The sequence below is a fragment of the Streptomyces sp. NRRL S-350 genome, from assembly GCF_000719705.1.
Classification (GTDB): domain Bacteria; phylum Actinomycetota; class Actinomycetes; order Streptomycetales; family Streptomycetaceae; genus Kitasatospora.
Window position 1 is genome coordinate 1 of the sequence record NZ_JOHO01000071.1, and the last position, 14,579, is coordinate 14,579.

At 74.4% G+C, this 14,579-nt stretch carries 13 protein-coding genes; all 13 read right to left on the reverse strand.

Annotated elements, in window-relative coordinates; all coding sequences use genetic code 11:
* Positions 1-442: 442 nt before the first annotated feature.
* Positions 443-1,432, reverse strand: coding sequence for a phospholipase D (locus tag IF30_RS0135260; protein ID WP_030246181.1), 990 nt, complete (start codon positions 1,430-1,432; stop codon positions 443-445).
* Between the two features lie 284 nt (positions 1,433-1,716).
* A complete protein-coding gene (locus IF30_RS49930) occupies positions 1,717-2,490 on the reverse strand; it encodes a zinc ribbon domain-containing protein (protein ID WP_078891961.1) in 774 nt (257 codons plus the stop codon).
* A gap of 582 nt (positions 2,491-3,072) precedes the next feature.
* Positions 3,073-3,756, reverse strand: a complete 684-nt coding sequence (locus tag IF30_RS0135270; protein ID WP_030246186.1) for a phage tail protein — start codon at positions 3,754-3,756, stop codon at positions 3,073-3,075.
* On the reverse strand, positions 3,753-5,714 hold the full coding sequence (locus tag IF30_RS0135275; protein ID WP_030246188.1) for a putative baseplate assembly protein: 1,962 nt from the start codon (positions 5,712-5,714) through the stop codon (positions 3,753-3,755). The genes IF30_RS0135270 and IF30_RS0135275 overlap by 4 nt, the downstream gene beginning before the upstream one ends.
* Positions 5,714-6,136: a GPW/gp25 family protein gene (locus IF30_RS0135280; RefSeq protein ID WP_030246192.1), complete on the reverse strand. Its 423-nt coding sequence runs from the start codon at positions 6,134-6,136 to the stop codon at positions 5,714-5,716. The genes IF30_RS0135275 and IF30_RS0135280 overlap by 1 nt, the downstream gene beginning before the upstream one ends.
* Positions 6,137-6,170: 34 nt before the next feature.
* Entirely contained in the window at positions 6,171-6,482 is a 312-nt protein-coding gene (locus IF30_RS0135285; RefSeq protein WP_030246194.1) for a PAAR domain-containing protein, read from the reverse strand.
* Positions 6,483-6,564: 82 nt separating this feature from the next.
* Positions 6,565-8,343: a VgrG-related protein gene (locus IF30_RS0135290; protein ID WP_030246195.1), complete on the reverse strand. Its 1,779-nt coding sequence runs from the start codon at positions 8,341-8,343 to the stop codon at positions 6,565-6,567.
* The gene (locus tag IF30_RS0135295) at positions 8,340-9,062 is read right to left on the reverse strand and encodes a LysM peptidoglycan-binding domain-containing protein (protein WP_030246197.1); all 723 of its coding nucleotides are present in this window, start codon (positions 9,060-9,062) and stop codon (positions 8,340-8,342) included. The genes IF30_RS0135290 and IF30_RS0135295 overlap by 4 nt, the downstream gene beginning before the upstream one ends.
* A gap of 74 nt (positions 9,063-9,136) precedes the next feature.
* Complete coding sequence (locus IF30_RS0135300; RefSeq protein WP_030246199.1) at positions 9,137-9,562, reverse strand: phage tail protein; 426 nt, start codon at positions 9,560-9,562, stop codon at positions 9,137-9,139.
* A 75-nt stretch (positions 9,563-9,637) separates the two neighbouring features.
* Entirely contained in the window at positions 9,638-10,075 is a 438-nt protein-coding gene (locus IF30_RS0135305) for a hypothetical protein (RefSeq protein WP_158835740.1), read from the reverse strand.
* Between the two features lie 3,383 nt (positions 10,076-13,458).
* Positions 13,459-13,617 (reverse strand): DUF6760 family protein, encoded by a 159-nt coding sequence (locus IF30_RS48870; protein ID WP_199807987.1) that lies wholly within the window; start codon positions 13,615-13,617, stop codon positions 13,459-13,461.
* Positions 13,614-14,120: a hypothetical protein gene (locus IF30_RS0135320; protein WP_030246204.1), complete on the reverse strand. Its 507-nt coding sequence runs from the start codon at positions 14,118-14,120 to the stop codon at positions 13,614-13,616. Before IF30_RS0135320 ends, IF30_RS48870 begins: the two co-directional genes overlap by 4 nt.
* Positions 14,117-14,557, reverse strand: coding sequence for a phage tail protein (locus tag IF30_RS0135325; RefSeq protein WP_030246206.1), 441 nt, complete (start codon positions 14,555-14,557; stop codon positions 14,117-14,119). Before IF30_RS0135325 ends, IF30_RS0135320 begins: the two co-directional genes overlap by 4 nt.
* Positions 14,558-14,579 lie beyond the last annotated feature (22 nt).

A 14,579-nucleotide genomic window follows, 5' to 3' on the forward strand; every position in this document is an offset into this window, starting at 1 on the left:
CTTATCAGATGTTTTCCGCTCCGTTTCCGGGGCTTCGATCATCCAACTCGCCGGTGTCTTCCGGGGCTTGACGCCCTGTCCGACGTTTCAAACTCTAGCTGATCCCCGCCTCGAAAGGCGAATCCAGCCGCAATCCGATAAACACGCAAAGCGAATACGTGTCGGAGTCGTACGTGCCCATGGCAAGCGCGACCCGGCCCGAACCGGGAAGTGGTGTTTCAAAGGATTGGCCGCCCCGGGACCGTCCGCGCAGATGCGTGTCCGGTGCTCCCAGCCGAGCGACTGGGAGACAGTACTCCCACTCCGCGCCCGAAAACAAATGCCCGGGTCGGGAGGTGCCGACGCACCGGCGCGTCCCGACCCGGGGCCGTCACGATGTCCCGCGGTCCTGCGGTCCTGCAGTCCAGCCGCCCAACTGTGCCGCCGGGCCCCGCCTGTGCCCTTACTTGAACAGGCGGTCGCCGCTGGTGGCCATGCGGTGGGTGGAGCTGTGGTGGTTCACCCAGTCGCGGACGAGGTTGACGGCGTTGGCGCACTGCCAGCTGTTGTCGTACTCCCGCACGCCGGTGAAGGCGCCGTAGCCGGCGATGATGCCGTCCACGCGTGCGTCGCCCAGCAGCTTGTCGACGTACCAGGGGTCGTTGTAGGTGGTGGTCCAGGACAGCGTGGCCGCGAGTTGGCCCGCGGCGCGGTCCGTGGCTCCCTTCTTCAGTTCCGCGCACGTGTTGTAGGTGGGTTCCGTGCAGTTGCCGAAGCCCTTGGTGATGTCGCTGTCGCCGTAGTCCATGGCCCGGTGGCCGGTGGGGAAGCCGGATCCGGACTGCTCGAAGGCGCTGCGGACCTTGTCGCGGCTCCCGGTCGTGGTGATGCCCTCCAGGGGGCCGAGCTTGCCTTCGAGGCTCTTCCAGCCCCGGCCGCCGACGTCCGGGGTGTTCCCGCCGTGGTACTCGTAGAACCCGTAGAGCACCTGGATGCCGGCGGCCGTCAGCCGCTGCGCCTTGTCACGGAGTCCGGCGACGCTGCAGGTTCGGTTCGGTGCCTCTCCGCAGTAGTTCGGGTCCTTGATGTCCAGCCAGACCAGTGACAGTCGGCGCCCCGCGTTGGCGTTGGAGACGATCCGGTCGATCATGCTGTCGAAGCTGGGGCCCAGCCGGTTCTCGCCGGCGGAGGAGCAGTCGTGGTAGGCGCGCCATTCGTTCGGGTTCCACCAGGCGCATACGTCGATCTCGATGCCGTTGGCGCCGTGGTTGATCGCGGCGTCCACGCCGTCCAGGGTGTCGACCCGGTGCGCGATGGCGTAGATCGGGTGTCGCTGGTCGGCTGCCGCCGCCGGGGTCGTACCGACCGCGGTGGCACCGGCGATCCCGCACAGCGTCGCCATCAGGGCCGCCGCCGTCCGCGGGCCTGAGCCGTTCCTGAGGTGAGTGGTCAAGGAGGACACTCCTTCTCGCGAGATTCTTGAGATGAACATGACTATCCCATCGATCGCGCGTTGACGCACAGTAAACGAACCATAAACGGACCGTGCGCTTGTCCGCAGAACGAGCGTGTGCTGAAAGCCCGTTGATCGGCAGTCAGGCTCCGGTCCAGCTCCGTGCCGTCCCGTCGTCCGGGCCCCCGGCAGCGGGACGAGGGGAGCCCGGACGGCTCGGTGCGACGGGGACAGGGACACCGACGGGGACAGGGACGGGAACGGGCTCAGGGACGGGAACGGGCTCAGGTGCGCTTGAAGAACTCCACCTCGGCCAGGGCGATGGCGCGGCCGGGGTCGGCGCCGGCGGCCTCGCGGATGGTGAGCTTCACCTGGACGGCGTCGCTGATCCCGGTCGCCACGGTTTGCGGACCCGGCTGGTCGTTGAGCGTGACCTGCTGACCGTGCGACTTCCCGTGCGCGTCCGTGACCTCCAAGGACAGGACGAGGGGGCGGCCCTGCTGCTTGTACTGCTGCGGATCCGCCGAGCCGCCATTGTGGATGATCAGGTCCACCAGCCGGAACGGCGTGCGGAAGGAGAAGGTGACGGAGTCCCCGACCGCGGGTGCCCCCCAGTAGGTGTTGGTGAGTCCGTCGTCGGCCGCCGTCGCCGGGTGGCCCTCGACCGCGGCGCTCGCCGAGGCCGCGGCGGGGGTGATCGGCGCGGTGCCGCGGAGCTTGTCCAGCACGTCCTGGTAGACGTCCTTTCCGGTCGGGTACAGCAGGATCCCCGCGACCACCACGGCGGCCAGCACGAGCAGTGCGATGGTTCGGCGCAGCGCGTTGCCCGAACCGCCGATTCGCACCCGGCGCCGGAACGGCCAGCGGGTGCGCCACCACGGCAGTTTCGGCGGGGGTGCGGTGAGGGTCAGTGGGGCCGCGCAGCGGCGGCAGAACCGGCGGTCGGGCAGGTTGGGGGTGCCGCAGCGGGGGCAGGGCGGCCCGTCCGGGGTCTCATCGGCTGTGGAGGCCCGGACGACCGGGCGGGGTGCGACCGGCTTGGCGGGTTGCACGGCCACGGGGTCGGTCGACGGTTCGGGCGCCTGGGCGGCGGCCGCTGCCGATGCGGGAGCGGAGGCCGGGGCCGGGGCCGATTCGGAGGCCGGAGCAGCAGCGGGAACGGGATTCGGAGCGGACGCAGGGCCAGAGGCAGGCGCAGGAGCCGACGCGGGAGTCGCCCGCACCCGGGCGGAGGTCGAGCGCGGCGGCTCGGCGGGCGGCGAGGTCTGCGGTTCCCCGCTCGACGGGGTCGGCGGCTCGGTGTCCGCGGCGGGCGGTTGCTCCTTCCCGCCGCGGGTCACCCGTCGCGAAACGGTCCGCCAGGTGGATTCGGTCCGCGAGGGCCTGGGCGGCGCAGCGGGCGCGGCCTCGGACACCCCGGTCGTAGGGCCGGCCTGCGCAGACGCGGCCTGCGTCGGCTCGGCCTCCGCGGGCTCGGTCCGCGCGGGCTCGGCCTGGGCGGGCTCGGCCTGGGCGGGCGCGGCGGCTGGTGCCGCCGTGGCGGCGCGGCCGTGCGACCAGCCGAGGTAGGCACCGCAGTTGCCGCAGAAGTCGTCCCCCTCCCCGTTGGCCGTTCCGCAGTCGGGGCACACCGGCATCCGTCAGTCCTCCGCTCGCCCGGGTGGACCGGGCAGGATCTCCACCCGGCAGGTCAGGTGGACCGGGCAGCCCGCCCTGACGACAGCCAACACCTGTTCTTCGTCGAGCCCTTGGCCGGGCGCTCTGTCCAGTCCCTGGCCGGGCGCCTCGTCCGGCCCTTGCCCGGGCCCCTCGTCCAGCTCTTGCTCGGGCCCGTCGTCCGGCCCTCTGGCCGGCCCCTCGTCCGGCCCCGGGCCGCGCAGCGGCCAGACCCGGACCAGCAGTTCGCCGTTCGGCGCGGGCGGCAGCCCGGCACCGGCGGCGGTGGACCAGGAAGCGCCGCCGCCGTCCACGATCTCGGCGCCGGCGCCCAGCACCAGGCGCAGCCGTTCGGCGAGTCCGCGCCGGGTGCCGCGCCAGCGGTGCAGTTCCACCGCGCGTTCGACCACCGCACGGCGCACCTCCTCCGGCCACGCCGGGTCGACGTCCACCGCTACCCAGGACGCCAGCCAGTCGAGGAAGTCGGGCGGCGCGAGGCGGGGCCGGAAGTACGCGGGCAGGCTGTCCAGGGTGGTGAAGACGGGGGCGAGGACGGTGTCCAGGCCGGCCGTGAACCGCTGGGCGAAGTCGTCCTCGGCGAACAGCGCGGGGAGGAGTTCGCCGATCGGGTGCGGGCTGGGCAGTCCCGGGATGGCTGCTCGGGTCATGACGGCCCGCCCTCGGCCTGGGTGGTGACGATGACCTGGTGCTGGTGGGAGAAGACGAGGGCGTCCGGCAGGACTTCCACCCGCTCGGCCGGCGCGCCCCGGCGTCCGGTGATCGGGTCCGCCGGGAACAGTCGCAGTTCCTCGACCCCCGCGACGGCGGCGACTCGCTGGAGCACCGCGAACACCTCGCCGTACTGCACCGCTCGGCCGAACGGCCAGCCGGAGCCGTCGGCGCCGCCGCGCAACGGGTTGAGGTACCGGTACAGCGCCGCGAGGACCGCCTCACGGACCCGGTCGGGGTCCGCGGCGCGGGTGGTGAGCCGGGCGACCACCGTCACGCCCTGGTAGGCGGGGGGCTGTACGAGGATCCGGGTGCCGATCAGCCGGCGCTCGTCGAGGGCCCTGGCGACGGCGGCCAGCACCTGCTCGTCGGGGATCAGCTGCTCGAACCGCAGCCGGTCGCCCTCGTCCGCGACCGCGTCGGGGACCACCAGCACCCGCACCGCCCCCGCCTCACCCGGGCCGGCGGGCACGCAGCTGATCCGGGCGGCGGACGGCGCGGCCTGGCGGGCGATCAGCTCGAAGTCCCCGGCCGTGACGGCGCGCTCCTGCAACCTCAGCTGGTGCGGGGCGCGCAGCTTGGCGTTCTCCACGGTCTCGCCGTCGACGCCGCCCCGCGCCGCCTCCCGGTTGTCGACCCGGGCGATGTACGGGACCGAGCTGCGCAGCACCGTGATCGTGCTCCGGGCGACGTTGCCCGCGATGCCGCCGCCGGTGCGGTAGTGCGGGACGCGCAGCCGGGCGCCCTTGGGCGGCACCGCGCCGAAGGCCCGCAGGCTGCCGTCGGGTTCGCGCACCGCGGGCGGGAACTGGAACTCGCCGGTGGTCGCGTCGAGCACCACGTGCCGGTCGGTCGGCGCCGAGTCGCCGAAGTGCTCGACGAGTGTCCACGGCTCCCATCCGTCGCCGGCCGCGACCTCGACCACCGGCGGCTCGCCGTCGAGCAGGACCGGTGGCCGGGCGAGCGTGAAGCGCTGGCCGGCGACCCCTTCCGAGGAGCCGAGCGGCGTGTCGGTGACGGTCTGCGCGTGGACGACGGTCGCGGTGCCGCCGACGGTGAACACCTCGGCCCGGCGGACGGTGGGCGACTCGGAGTAGAACGGCTGGCCCGGCTGCGGCTCGGTGACCCGGCAGCGCAGCCAGCCGGCCCGCCGCCCGGCGACCACCGACGCGGTGTGCCCGGCGGGCACGAAGACGACGACTTCGCCGGGCCGGTTGAGGCCGCCGGTGGTGTCGCTGCCGGTCTCGCAGCCGATCCAGCGAGCGCCGTCCCACACCTCCCAGGCCAGGGGCGGTTGGCGCGGGTCGACGCCGACGCCCTCCACCCGGCTGTCCAGCCGGACGACCAGGATGCAGCGCGGTACGACGGTCGGCAGGGCGAAGAGCATGGCGTCCCCGGCCGCGGGGCGCTGCTGGAAGCACCGGACGTCGGCCCCGTCGGCCAGCCGGGCGGTGCCGTCGGACTGCTCGCCGGAGGCGTTGACGGTGACCAGCCGTTCCAGCGAGCTGGGGACGATCGGCAGGTCGTCGGCGGTGGAGAAGACCACCGCCTCATCGGTCTCGGTGCGCAGCGTGGAGACTTCGGTGCCCGCCCGCAGCAGGACCGTCTCGGGTTGCGGGGCGGAGAGCCAGAAGTCGACCTCGGCCCGGGCCGCGGCGGGCGGGAAGAGCCGGATGCCCAGCAGGTCGAGGAAGGCGGAGTAGTTCTTCTCCGGTACCCGGTTCAGCCGGTAGAGCAGTTGGTCCACCAGGTAGGCGAAGGTCTCGATGAGGGTGACGCCCGGGTCGGAGACGTTGTGGTCGGTCCATTCGGGCGCGCGCTGCTGGACGTACCGCTTGGCCTCGTCGACGAGTTGCTGGAAGCGGCGGTCGTCCAGGTTCGGGGAGGGCAGTGCCATCAGTTCTCGCTCCCGTCCGCCGAGCTGGGGGACTCCGGGATCGTGTAGAAGGGGAAGACCAGGTTGCGGCGGTCGTTCGTGGCGCGGACGGTGTAGTGCACGTCGATGTAGAGCGTGCCCTCCTCGATGCTGTCGAAGGCGATCACCACGTCGTCGACCTCGATGCGCGGCTCCCAGCGTTCCAGGGCGATGCGCACCTCGCGTGCGATCCGTCCGGCGGTGGTGCTGTCGCCGGGGGCGAAGACGTACTCGTGGATGCCGCAGCCGAACTCGGGCCGCATCGGCCGCTCGCCGGGGGCCGTGCCGAGGATGAGCCGGATGGCCTCCGCGATCTCCCGCTCCCGGTCGACCATGCCGATGCCGCCGGTGGCGTTCACCCGCAGCGGGAAGGCCCAGCCCCGGCCGATGAAGCTCGCGCTCATGCGCCCGCCCTCCTGTTCCGCTCGTCGCGCCGGCTCATATGACGCCTCCGATCAGCACGTTGAGCGCACCGGAGGTGATGGTGGCGCCGCAGGTCGTCTTGTCCTCCACGCGGGCGGCGGGGAGTCCGCCGATCAGCACCATTCCCCTGGTGGCCGTGCCGAGGGAGGGCTCGACGAGGTTGGCGGGGCCCATTTCCGCGTGCGGGACGCAGACGTGGAGGCTGCCGACGACCGCGGCGGGTCGGCCGCCGATCAGCACGGTCGCCACCTTGAGGGCGCCCGGCGGCGGGGTGGTGAGGGCGCCGCCGTGGTCGGTGAGGTCGCCGGTCCGGGCTGCGGGGGGCATGTACGGTCTCCATTCCGATGGTGCCCCCTGAAACGCGGGCACGAATTTTCTTTCTGCTGCGGTCTTTCTGGTGCTTCGTCAGTCAGTTGAGGCGGACGAACGCCCCCCTGATCACGGCCTCGGCGCCGCCGTCGACGGTGACGGCGGTCGTGCCCCGGAGGGTCACCGATCCGCCGCGCACGTTCACCTCTCCGGTGCCCGCGTCGAGGGTGATGCCGGTGGAGGAGAGGCGCACGGTGCTTCCCGCCGCGCCGCCCACGCCGTGGACGGTCAGGACGATCTCGCCGCTCTGCTGGTCGAGCCTGACCTCCAGCTTCTTGTCCCCGCTCGCCAGCCGGACCCCGGACTTGCCGCCCGGCACGTCCAGCAGCTCCAGCCGGTGGCCCGAACGGGAGACCACGGAACGGCGGTTGACCTTGCCGGAGCCCGCGTCGACCAGCGGCACGTCGTGCGGCGAGGGCCGGTCCACGCCGTTGTAGAGCCCGCCCAGCACGTACGGGCTGTCCAGGTCGCCCTGCTCGAACCCGACCAGCACTTCGTCGTTGACCTCGGGGCTGACGATGCCGCCGCCCCCGTTCCCGCCCCACTGCACGGTGCGCACCCAGTCGGAGACGTAGGTGTCGTCCAGCCAGGGGAACTTCAGCTTCACCCAGCCGCGCTGCCCGTCGCCCGGCTCCCGGACGTCGGTGACCACGGCGACGGCCAGGCCCGGCATCCGGGGCCCGCGCGGCGGCGCGTTGCCGCCGGTGACCAGCCCGGCCAGGGAGCGGTCCGGTGCCGCGCTGACCACGACGGTGGTGCGGTAGCCGCGGAACGGTTCGAGGAGGTGGCGCACCCCCGTGGCGGTGTAGCGGCCGGCGAAGGCCGCCCCGACGTTGCCCAGGGCGACGGCGACGCCCGCCCGCAGCCGCGGGTTGCCCTCGACGACCACCTCCAGTTCGCCGAAGCCGGCGGCCACCGAGGCGGCCAGCGACCGGGCGGCGGCGGAGGTCTCCGCCTGGGTGCGGTACGGGGTGTCGGCGACGGTCAGCCGGGCCGGGCCGGGGAAGGCCGAGGTCACCGTCGCGGGGCTCATCCCCGGCTGCACCGTCCGGGAGGTCACCGACGGCTCGGTGGCGACCAGGGCGCTCTTGGTGGTGACGTTCCAGCCGCGCGCCTCGACGGTGTCCGCGCCGGCGACGCCGGTCAGCACGCCGCGCAGCTCCAGCAGGTTGCGGCCGTACTCCAGGACCAGCGGGCTCTGCGGCGCCGGCGTGGACGGGGCCGGTGCGCCCGACGCCGGCTCGGGCCGGACGAACTCCAGCTGCCCGTCGTCGTCCACGCGCACCTGCGCGCCGCTCTCCTGCGCCAGGAACTGCAGGAACTCCCAGTCCGGGACGTTCGCCTGGGACAGCTGCTGGTGGACCACCGGGAAGGAGTCGATCCGACCGCAGGCCAGGCCCGCGTCCGCGGCCACCTGGCGGACGATGTCGGCCGTCGTCATGTTCCGGAAGGCCTTCACCCGGCGCCCGCGCATCAGCCGGTGGGTGACCGCCGAGGCCCGCACCACGGTGTACGAGCCGGTGGTGTCCACCTCCAGCTCCAGCGCGGTCACCTCGCCGGTGAACAGCCGCACCTGGGTGTGCCCCTGCACGGTGACCACCGACACCCGCAGCTTCGTACCGATGGTGATGCCGGTCGCGGCGAGGAAGGTGTGGTTGGCGTCCCGGAAGGTCAGCACCGCGGTGTCCGGCAGGCCGACGCTCTCCTCGATGTCGCAGGAGACCAGTTGGGCCGCCCAGACCGGCGGCAGCGGGCCCGGCGCCTCGACGACGGGATCCGCGGCGAAGGGCCGGCCGCCGCGGGACTCGGGAGTGGTCACGGTCGTCCGCCTTGGGTGAGTTCGTCGATCCCGGGCACGATCAGCTCCGCGCCGGGGACCAGGGTCATCGGATCGTCGATGTCGTTGACCTCCGCGATGGTGCGCCAGGCCGTCGCGTCCCCGTACGCGCGCCAGGCGAGCAGCGGCAGGCTGTCACCCGCGATCACCCGGTGGGTGCTGCGGGCCTCCGGCGAGCCGGAGGTCGGGTTCTGGCCGGCCGGGTCGACGCTGGCCTCGTCGATGGTGAGCGAGCAGACCGCGCGCAGCGGATTGCCGTCGACGTCGAAGAGCGTGTAGGTGACGGAGAGGCCGGTCAGCACCCCGTTGAACGAGGTCGTCTTCAAGGTGCCCCAGTCCAGCCGGATCCACGGGCTGGCCGGCGTCTTGCGCGCCAGGCTGGTCGGGGTCGGCACGCAGGCCGTCATCAGCTGCTCGACCGCCCGCTCCACCGAGTTGTCGTGCGTCGCGGTCGAATCCAGGAACACGTCGAGCGAGAGCGAGCGCGGTCCGCTGCCGACGAACTCCGGCAACGCCGACTGGCCGGCCATCCGGGACGGCGTGCGCCGCCACTCCGTGGTCTTGCGCAGCACCAGCGTCGCCGGGTTGAACTGGAGCGGAAGCCGCACGAGCGCCCCGCCGGGCTGGGCACCGACCGTGGACGGGGGCTCCATGATGGTCAGTTGGGCCCGGGTGACGCTCGCGGGGACCGCCGGGGACATCGTGGTGCTCCTTACGTGGGTGGGGCCGGTGGGGCGGGGGGGGGCTGGGCCGGGTGGGCGGCGGCGGGTCGGCGTCAGGACGGGCGCAGGCCCGCGTGGGCGATCTCCAGGGTCTCCATCGCCGCCTGCGAGCTGGACGGGTCGAAGGACGGCCCCTCCCACCGCACCGGGACGATCCCGAGCACCTGCCAGCCGACGATCCGGCTCAGGTCGGGCCGCAGCGCCACGATCTCCCCGTCCTTCGGTTCGACCTTCCGGACGATCTCGCCCAGCCAGCGCGCGATCTTGAGGGTGTCCGCGGTGACCGCGCGGCTCAGCGTGATGTTCGACCAGGTGATACGGCCCGGCAGCTGCCAGGCGAAACCGTTGTTGCCACCCTCCGCGTACTGCTCGATCTCCACCTGCGCCCCCAGACCCGAGCAGGTGGTGAACTCGCCCAGGTCGTTGCCACCGATGGTCAGACTGAAGAACACACTGGTCGCGAAGATGTTGTCGGTCATCGGTTCCGCCTTCTGCTTCCTGCTTCCGGTCACGTCGCTGCGGTCGCCGGGTCGGGCCGCGCGCCTGGTCTGCGCTCAGCGGCGCACGTCGTACGGTCGCCCGCTGCGCTCCCTCCCCCGACGCAGCTCGGTGCGCAGCAGCCGCCCGACGGGCTCGACCAGGCGCCGGGCCAGTTCGTCGAGGTCGGCGATCCCGGCGACCCCGGTGGCATGGGCGTCGGCGGGCTCGGCCGGTGATCCACCGGCGTCCGCCGCACGTCGTGCGCCGGCCTGGGACGGCGAGGCGGTCGACCGGCCTGTCTGCGGGGCGGCCTGCACGGTGGTCGACGTCCGGGCCGGTACGGCAGTCAGCGGCACCCCCACCAGTCCCGCCTGCTCGGCCACCCGCTGCAGCACCCGCGCCGTACCGGCCGACGGCAGCGCCGTACCGGCCGACGGCAGCGCGGGGCCGGCCGGGGCGGACGGCGCCGCCGAGGCGGACCATACGGAAGAGGCGCCCGCAGCCCGCGACACGACGGGCGAGGACCCGGCGGCCGGCGGCGAACCCGCTGCCCGCCCAAGACCGGCCGTCGCCGGGGACAGCTGCACCGGCGACGGCTGCGGGGACCGCGCCCCGGCCGGAAGCCGCTGGGCCGACGGGGCCGTCGGCGGCGCCGGCCGGACCACCGGCGGGCGCGGAGCCGACCCGGCAGCGGACGGCGCGGCGAACGACGCAGCGGAGCCGCCGGGCCCCGGCCGCCCTCCCGACGCCGGCGCGGCGACCCGCTGCACGGCCGGGGGGCCGCCTGCGGACGACACCGCCGCACGGGCGCGGCCGTGCGCGGCGGGCAGCGGGTCGCTCTGCGTCGAACTCCCCCGCCCCGACGGCTGCTCGGCCGCACCCCGGCCGGCACCACGCGCCGACGACCGCCGCGCACGCGAACGCTGCAGCACACCCGCGAGCCCACGCGCCGCAGCCCCGCCCACACCTGCGCCCGCACCGGCACCCGTACCTGCACCCGCGCCTGACGAGCGGCCCGGCGCCGGGGCCACCGGGGTCGCGCCGGTCGGCGCCCCGCCCGGCTGCGTCGAAGGCCGAACGGCCACACTCCGACCGTCGACCTGCTCCGCCCGTTCCGCCCGGAACGCCTGTTCCGTCGAACGCCGCGCACGCGAACGCTGCAGCACACCCGCGAGCCCGCGCGCCGCACCGGCACCCGCACCGGACGCCTGGCCCTGCGCTGGTGCTGGGCCCGAAACTCCGGACCCCGACGAACCTGGCTCCGCCGCCGATGGACCGGCGGCGGAGCGGCCGCCTCCCGCCCCCGGCGTGTGCCGCGAGCGCGAGGACTGCGGCACGGCCCCGGCGCGGGACGCGCGACCGCCGGACGAGCGACCGCCGGACGCGCGACCGCCGGACGACGTCTCCTGCCCGGCAGCGGTCGAGTCGCCGTCCGCGCCCGGTTGGAGCGCCCTGGGCCAAACGGCCGGCACCACGGGCGTGGCGGGCGCCGCCGCACCGGTGCCGGTACGAGCGCCGCCACCGGTCACGGAGGGCGGCGTCGGGGCTGCGAGGGCGAACGTCATCGGGCGTTCGCCGATCAGTCCACGCCTCCGGCCGGTGACCGCGACGGCCCGCTGCACGCCCCAGCCTCCGACCGCCGGCCGCGCCGGAACCGCCGGGCCGCCGCCGCTACCGTGCGGAGCACTCCCCTGGCCCGGGGCCTGGGCAGGACCGGTCCGGGGCGCGGGCAGGGTCTGCTGCGGCGCAACCCCCGGCCGGTGCTCCGACCCGGCGCCGGGCGTCGGGACGGCGGAACGGCCACCGGCCGAGCCACTCCCCGATCCCGGCGCCGGCGCCAACGCCGAAGCCGACGGGGCATCTCCGGGGCGCTGGACGGCACGCTGGACGGCACGTTGAACGCGCGGCCCTTCGCCGGCCGACGGCGAAGCAGCGGTCGGCGCGCCCGAACCGCCCTCGACCGAGCCGCGCTGACGCCGAGCCGGCGGCGCCGTCGATGCCACAGAAGCCGCAGCGGCCGGAGAAGCCGTTGTGTCCGTGGGAGCCGAAGCCTCGCCGGAACGCCGGACAGCGCGCTGCACCCGCAGCGCTTCACCGGTCGCAGCTCCCGCCGCAGCCCCGGCGGCGGCGGGCCTGGCAGCGGCAGAGCCGGCAGCGGCAGGGCCGGCCTGTTCCGCCGCGCTCCTGGTGCTGCTGCCTGCGGCACCGGTCGCCGCCGGGCCCGTGAGCCGCCGGACCGGCCCGCGGCCGCCGAGCAGTGGCGCGGTGCCGCGCGGTGCCGCCGCCGTGGGCGGCAACGCGTCGAGGGGCGCACCCAGGCCTCCGCGGGTACGGGCGGGGGCCGGGTCGGGGCGGACCTGGTCGGTGCTCGCGGGGCGTTCGGTGCCTTCCGGGCGGGCAGCGCGCTCGGGGGCTGCCGCCGACGGTGTGCGCGCGGAAGTGCCTGTCCCGGACGGCGCGCGCTGGACGGATGCGCCGTCGGCGGCCCCACGCACGGGACGGGACGGTGTCGAGCCTCCCGACTGGGTGGCCGTACGGGCGCCGCCCCTTTGGGTGGCGTCACGGTGCCCGTTCCCCGTCTGCCGGGCGCCGTCGGGGCCGGCCGTCTCGGCTCGGGTGGCCCCCGTGTCGGTCGGAACGACCGGCATGGGCGGCAGACCCGAGGCGGTGTCGGGGCGCTGACGGCCGGTGGCGGCCAGGGGTGCGGCAGTCGCGGGCAGCGAGGTCAGGGGCTCGCCGAGGACTGGGCGTGCGGGCGTGGCCACGCCCGGCGCGACGGCGCGTTGGACAGCCCCTTCGCCCGGGCCGCGCCTCGCGGGCGCGGACGCTGTGGTCTCCTCCGGCCTCGCTTGCGTCGGCGTGACGGCTTCGCCGCTTCCGGGCGCGGGCGCGCCGCCGACCGGGTCCGCCGCCGGGGCGGGCCGCGGTGTGTCCGTGCCGCGGCTCGGCGGCTCGGTGGCGGCGGCCGGCGTCCTGGCCGGTGTCCTGATCGGCCCCGGGACCACCGTCACCGGGCGGGCGGACACCGCCAGGGGGCGCCGCGCCACGATCAGCGGTTCGCCGACGGAACGGGGGCGCACCGGGTGGGGCGGACTCCCCTCACCGCTCGGGCGCGGGACCGCGACGGCCTTTCCCGGCGGCGTCGACTCAGGCTTCGTCACCTCGGGTGTCGTCGCACCAGGCTTCGTCGCGCCAGGCTTCGTCGCGCCAGGTGGCGCGGCCTCAGGCGTCGCCACCCGGCCGTCCGGCACGGCCGTACGGTCGGCCCCGCCGGCGCGCACCGCTCGCTGGGCCGACCGTACGGGAAGCCGCCGCAGTCCGACCGAGCGCTGAACAGGCCGCTTCTGCGCCGGTTGCCCGGCGCGGACCGACCCGGCTGACCCGGCTGACCCGGTCGCCTCACCTGCGCGTGATCCGACGGCCTCAGCTGCTGCGCTCGCCCCTCCGTCGGCCGATCCCGACGTCCTGGTGGCGACCGGCAGGGCAGCCCCGCCTCCGCCCGCGGCGGCGGAGGAGGAGGCCGGTGCAGTCGATACGACCGGTGTCGCCACCGCCCGCAGGATCCCCGCCGGGGCGGACGGAAGGACCGCGTGGCCGAGCGGACCGCACAGCGAGGGGTCCTGCCACGCGGAGAGCCGGGACCGGAACTTCAGGCCGTCACTGACCCCGTGCGCCGTCCCGGCCACGGTCGGGACCAGCGGTCGCACCGCGCGCCACCCCTCGTCCCCCGCCGCCGGGCGCCGCCCGCCGACAGCGGAACCGCCGGCGGCTGAACCACCGGTGCCCGTGGTGCCCGCGGGGCCGGTGACGCCACCGGTCACACCACCGGTCGCACCACCGCCCGCCGCCTCACCCGCCGCCCGGCGGCTGATCCAGTCCCGAAGCCCCACCCTGCTCACCCGCCTTCGTTGACACGGGTGTTGAGCCGTGCGATCTCGCGCACCCACTGCCCGCGTTCACGGTGGGTGAGGTCGAGGATGTCCTCCCGCTGCCAGTGGAAGTGGTAGGCGATGTACGCGATCTCCTCGTACAGCCGAGCAGGCGCGTACGTCACGATTCCCCCAGGCGCCCACCGGCGAGGTCGACCTCGAAGGCGCCGTCGCAGTGCGGGCAGGTCACCGCGGCGCGCGTGTGGCCTTCGCTGTTGATCCGCTGGTAGAGGTCCTGGAGGAAGGCGACGTCGGTGGCGTACATCCGCTCGACGATGCCGGCGTGCACGTCGGTGATGTCGCCGAGGCTGGTGATCACGTGGCTGAGCAGCACCACGCTCAGGTACGCCGGGTTCTCCTTGACCCGCAGGTCGATCTGCGGCATCAGTTCGTCGCGGGCGGTGGCCAGGCGCATGGTGCCGTGCCGGTGCACGCCGCCCTCGTCGTCGACGTAGCCGAGCGGCAGCTCGAACTCGAACTCGGTGCGCGGTGCGTGCCCCCGGGGCCGGGACCCGGTCGGCCCCGGCTGTCCCGGCTGCCCCGTGGGCTGCTGCTGTTGCGGCGGCGCGGTGTTCTGCTGGGCCGGGGCCCGTTCCAGCAGTTCGTCAAGGCCGATCCGTCGCCTCACTCTACGCTGATCTCCTCGAACACGATGGTCACGGTCTCCGTCGCGGCACTGGACTCGCCCGCGGTGAGCGTGGGGCCCTCCCAGCGGCTGGCCCAGGCGTTGGTGAGCTGGATGCGCCGCAGGGTGGCACCGGTGGTGTCCTTGACCTCGATGGTGAGGTTCTGGCGCGCGGTGTTGATCGCCCCGTTGTTGAGGGTTTCCTTGATCCAGTTGGTGAACGCGCCGCTCTTGTCGAGGCCGCGGGTGATCGTCACCTCGCCGGGCAGCCGGGCGCCCGGCTGCTTGCGGACGATCAGTTTGCCTTCCTGGGTCACCTGCTTGTACTCGACGACCTCCTGGTCGACCGTCAGGTTGCTGATCTCCTTGACGGACTCGACGTTGTAGCCGCCGAGTTGGACGCCGAAGATGTGTGTGGAGAGCGGATCGCCTTCAGCCATTGCTTGTTGTCACCTTCCGATG

Excerpts from the sequence above, each read along its gene's own strand:
- IF30_RS0135295 (WP_030246197.1), bottom strand. The coding sequence starts at position 9,062 with ATGTCCCCGGCGGTCCCCGCGAGCGTCACCCGGGCCCAACTGACCATC.
- IF30_RS0135325 (WP_030246206.1), bottom strand. The coding sequence starts at position 14,557 with ATGGCTGAAGGCGATCCGCTCTCCACACACATCTTCGGCGTCCAACTC.
- IF30_RS0135280 (WP_030246192.1), bottom strand. The coding sequence starts at position 6,136 with ATGAGCGCGAGCTTCATCGGCCGGGGCTGGGCCTTCCCGCTGCGGGTG.
- IF30_RS0135270 (WP_030246186.1), bottom strand. The coding sequence starts at position 3,756 with ATGACCCGAGCAGCCATCCCGGGACTGCCCAGCCCGCACCCGATCGGC.
- IF30_RS0135285 (WP_030246194.1), bottom strand. The coding sequence starts at position 6,482 with ATGCCCCCCGCAGCCCGGACCGGCGACCTCACCGACCACGGCGGCGCC.
- IF30_RS0135275 (WP_030246188.1), bottom strand. The coding sequence starts at position 5,714 with ATGGCACTGCCCTCCCCGAACCTGGACGACCGCCGCTTCCAGCAACTC.
- IF30_RS0135300 (WP_030246199.1), bottom strand. The coding sequence starts at position 9,562 with ATGACCGACAACATCTTCGCGACCAGTGTGTTCTTCAGTCTGACCATC.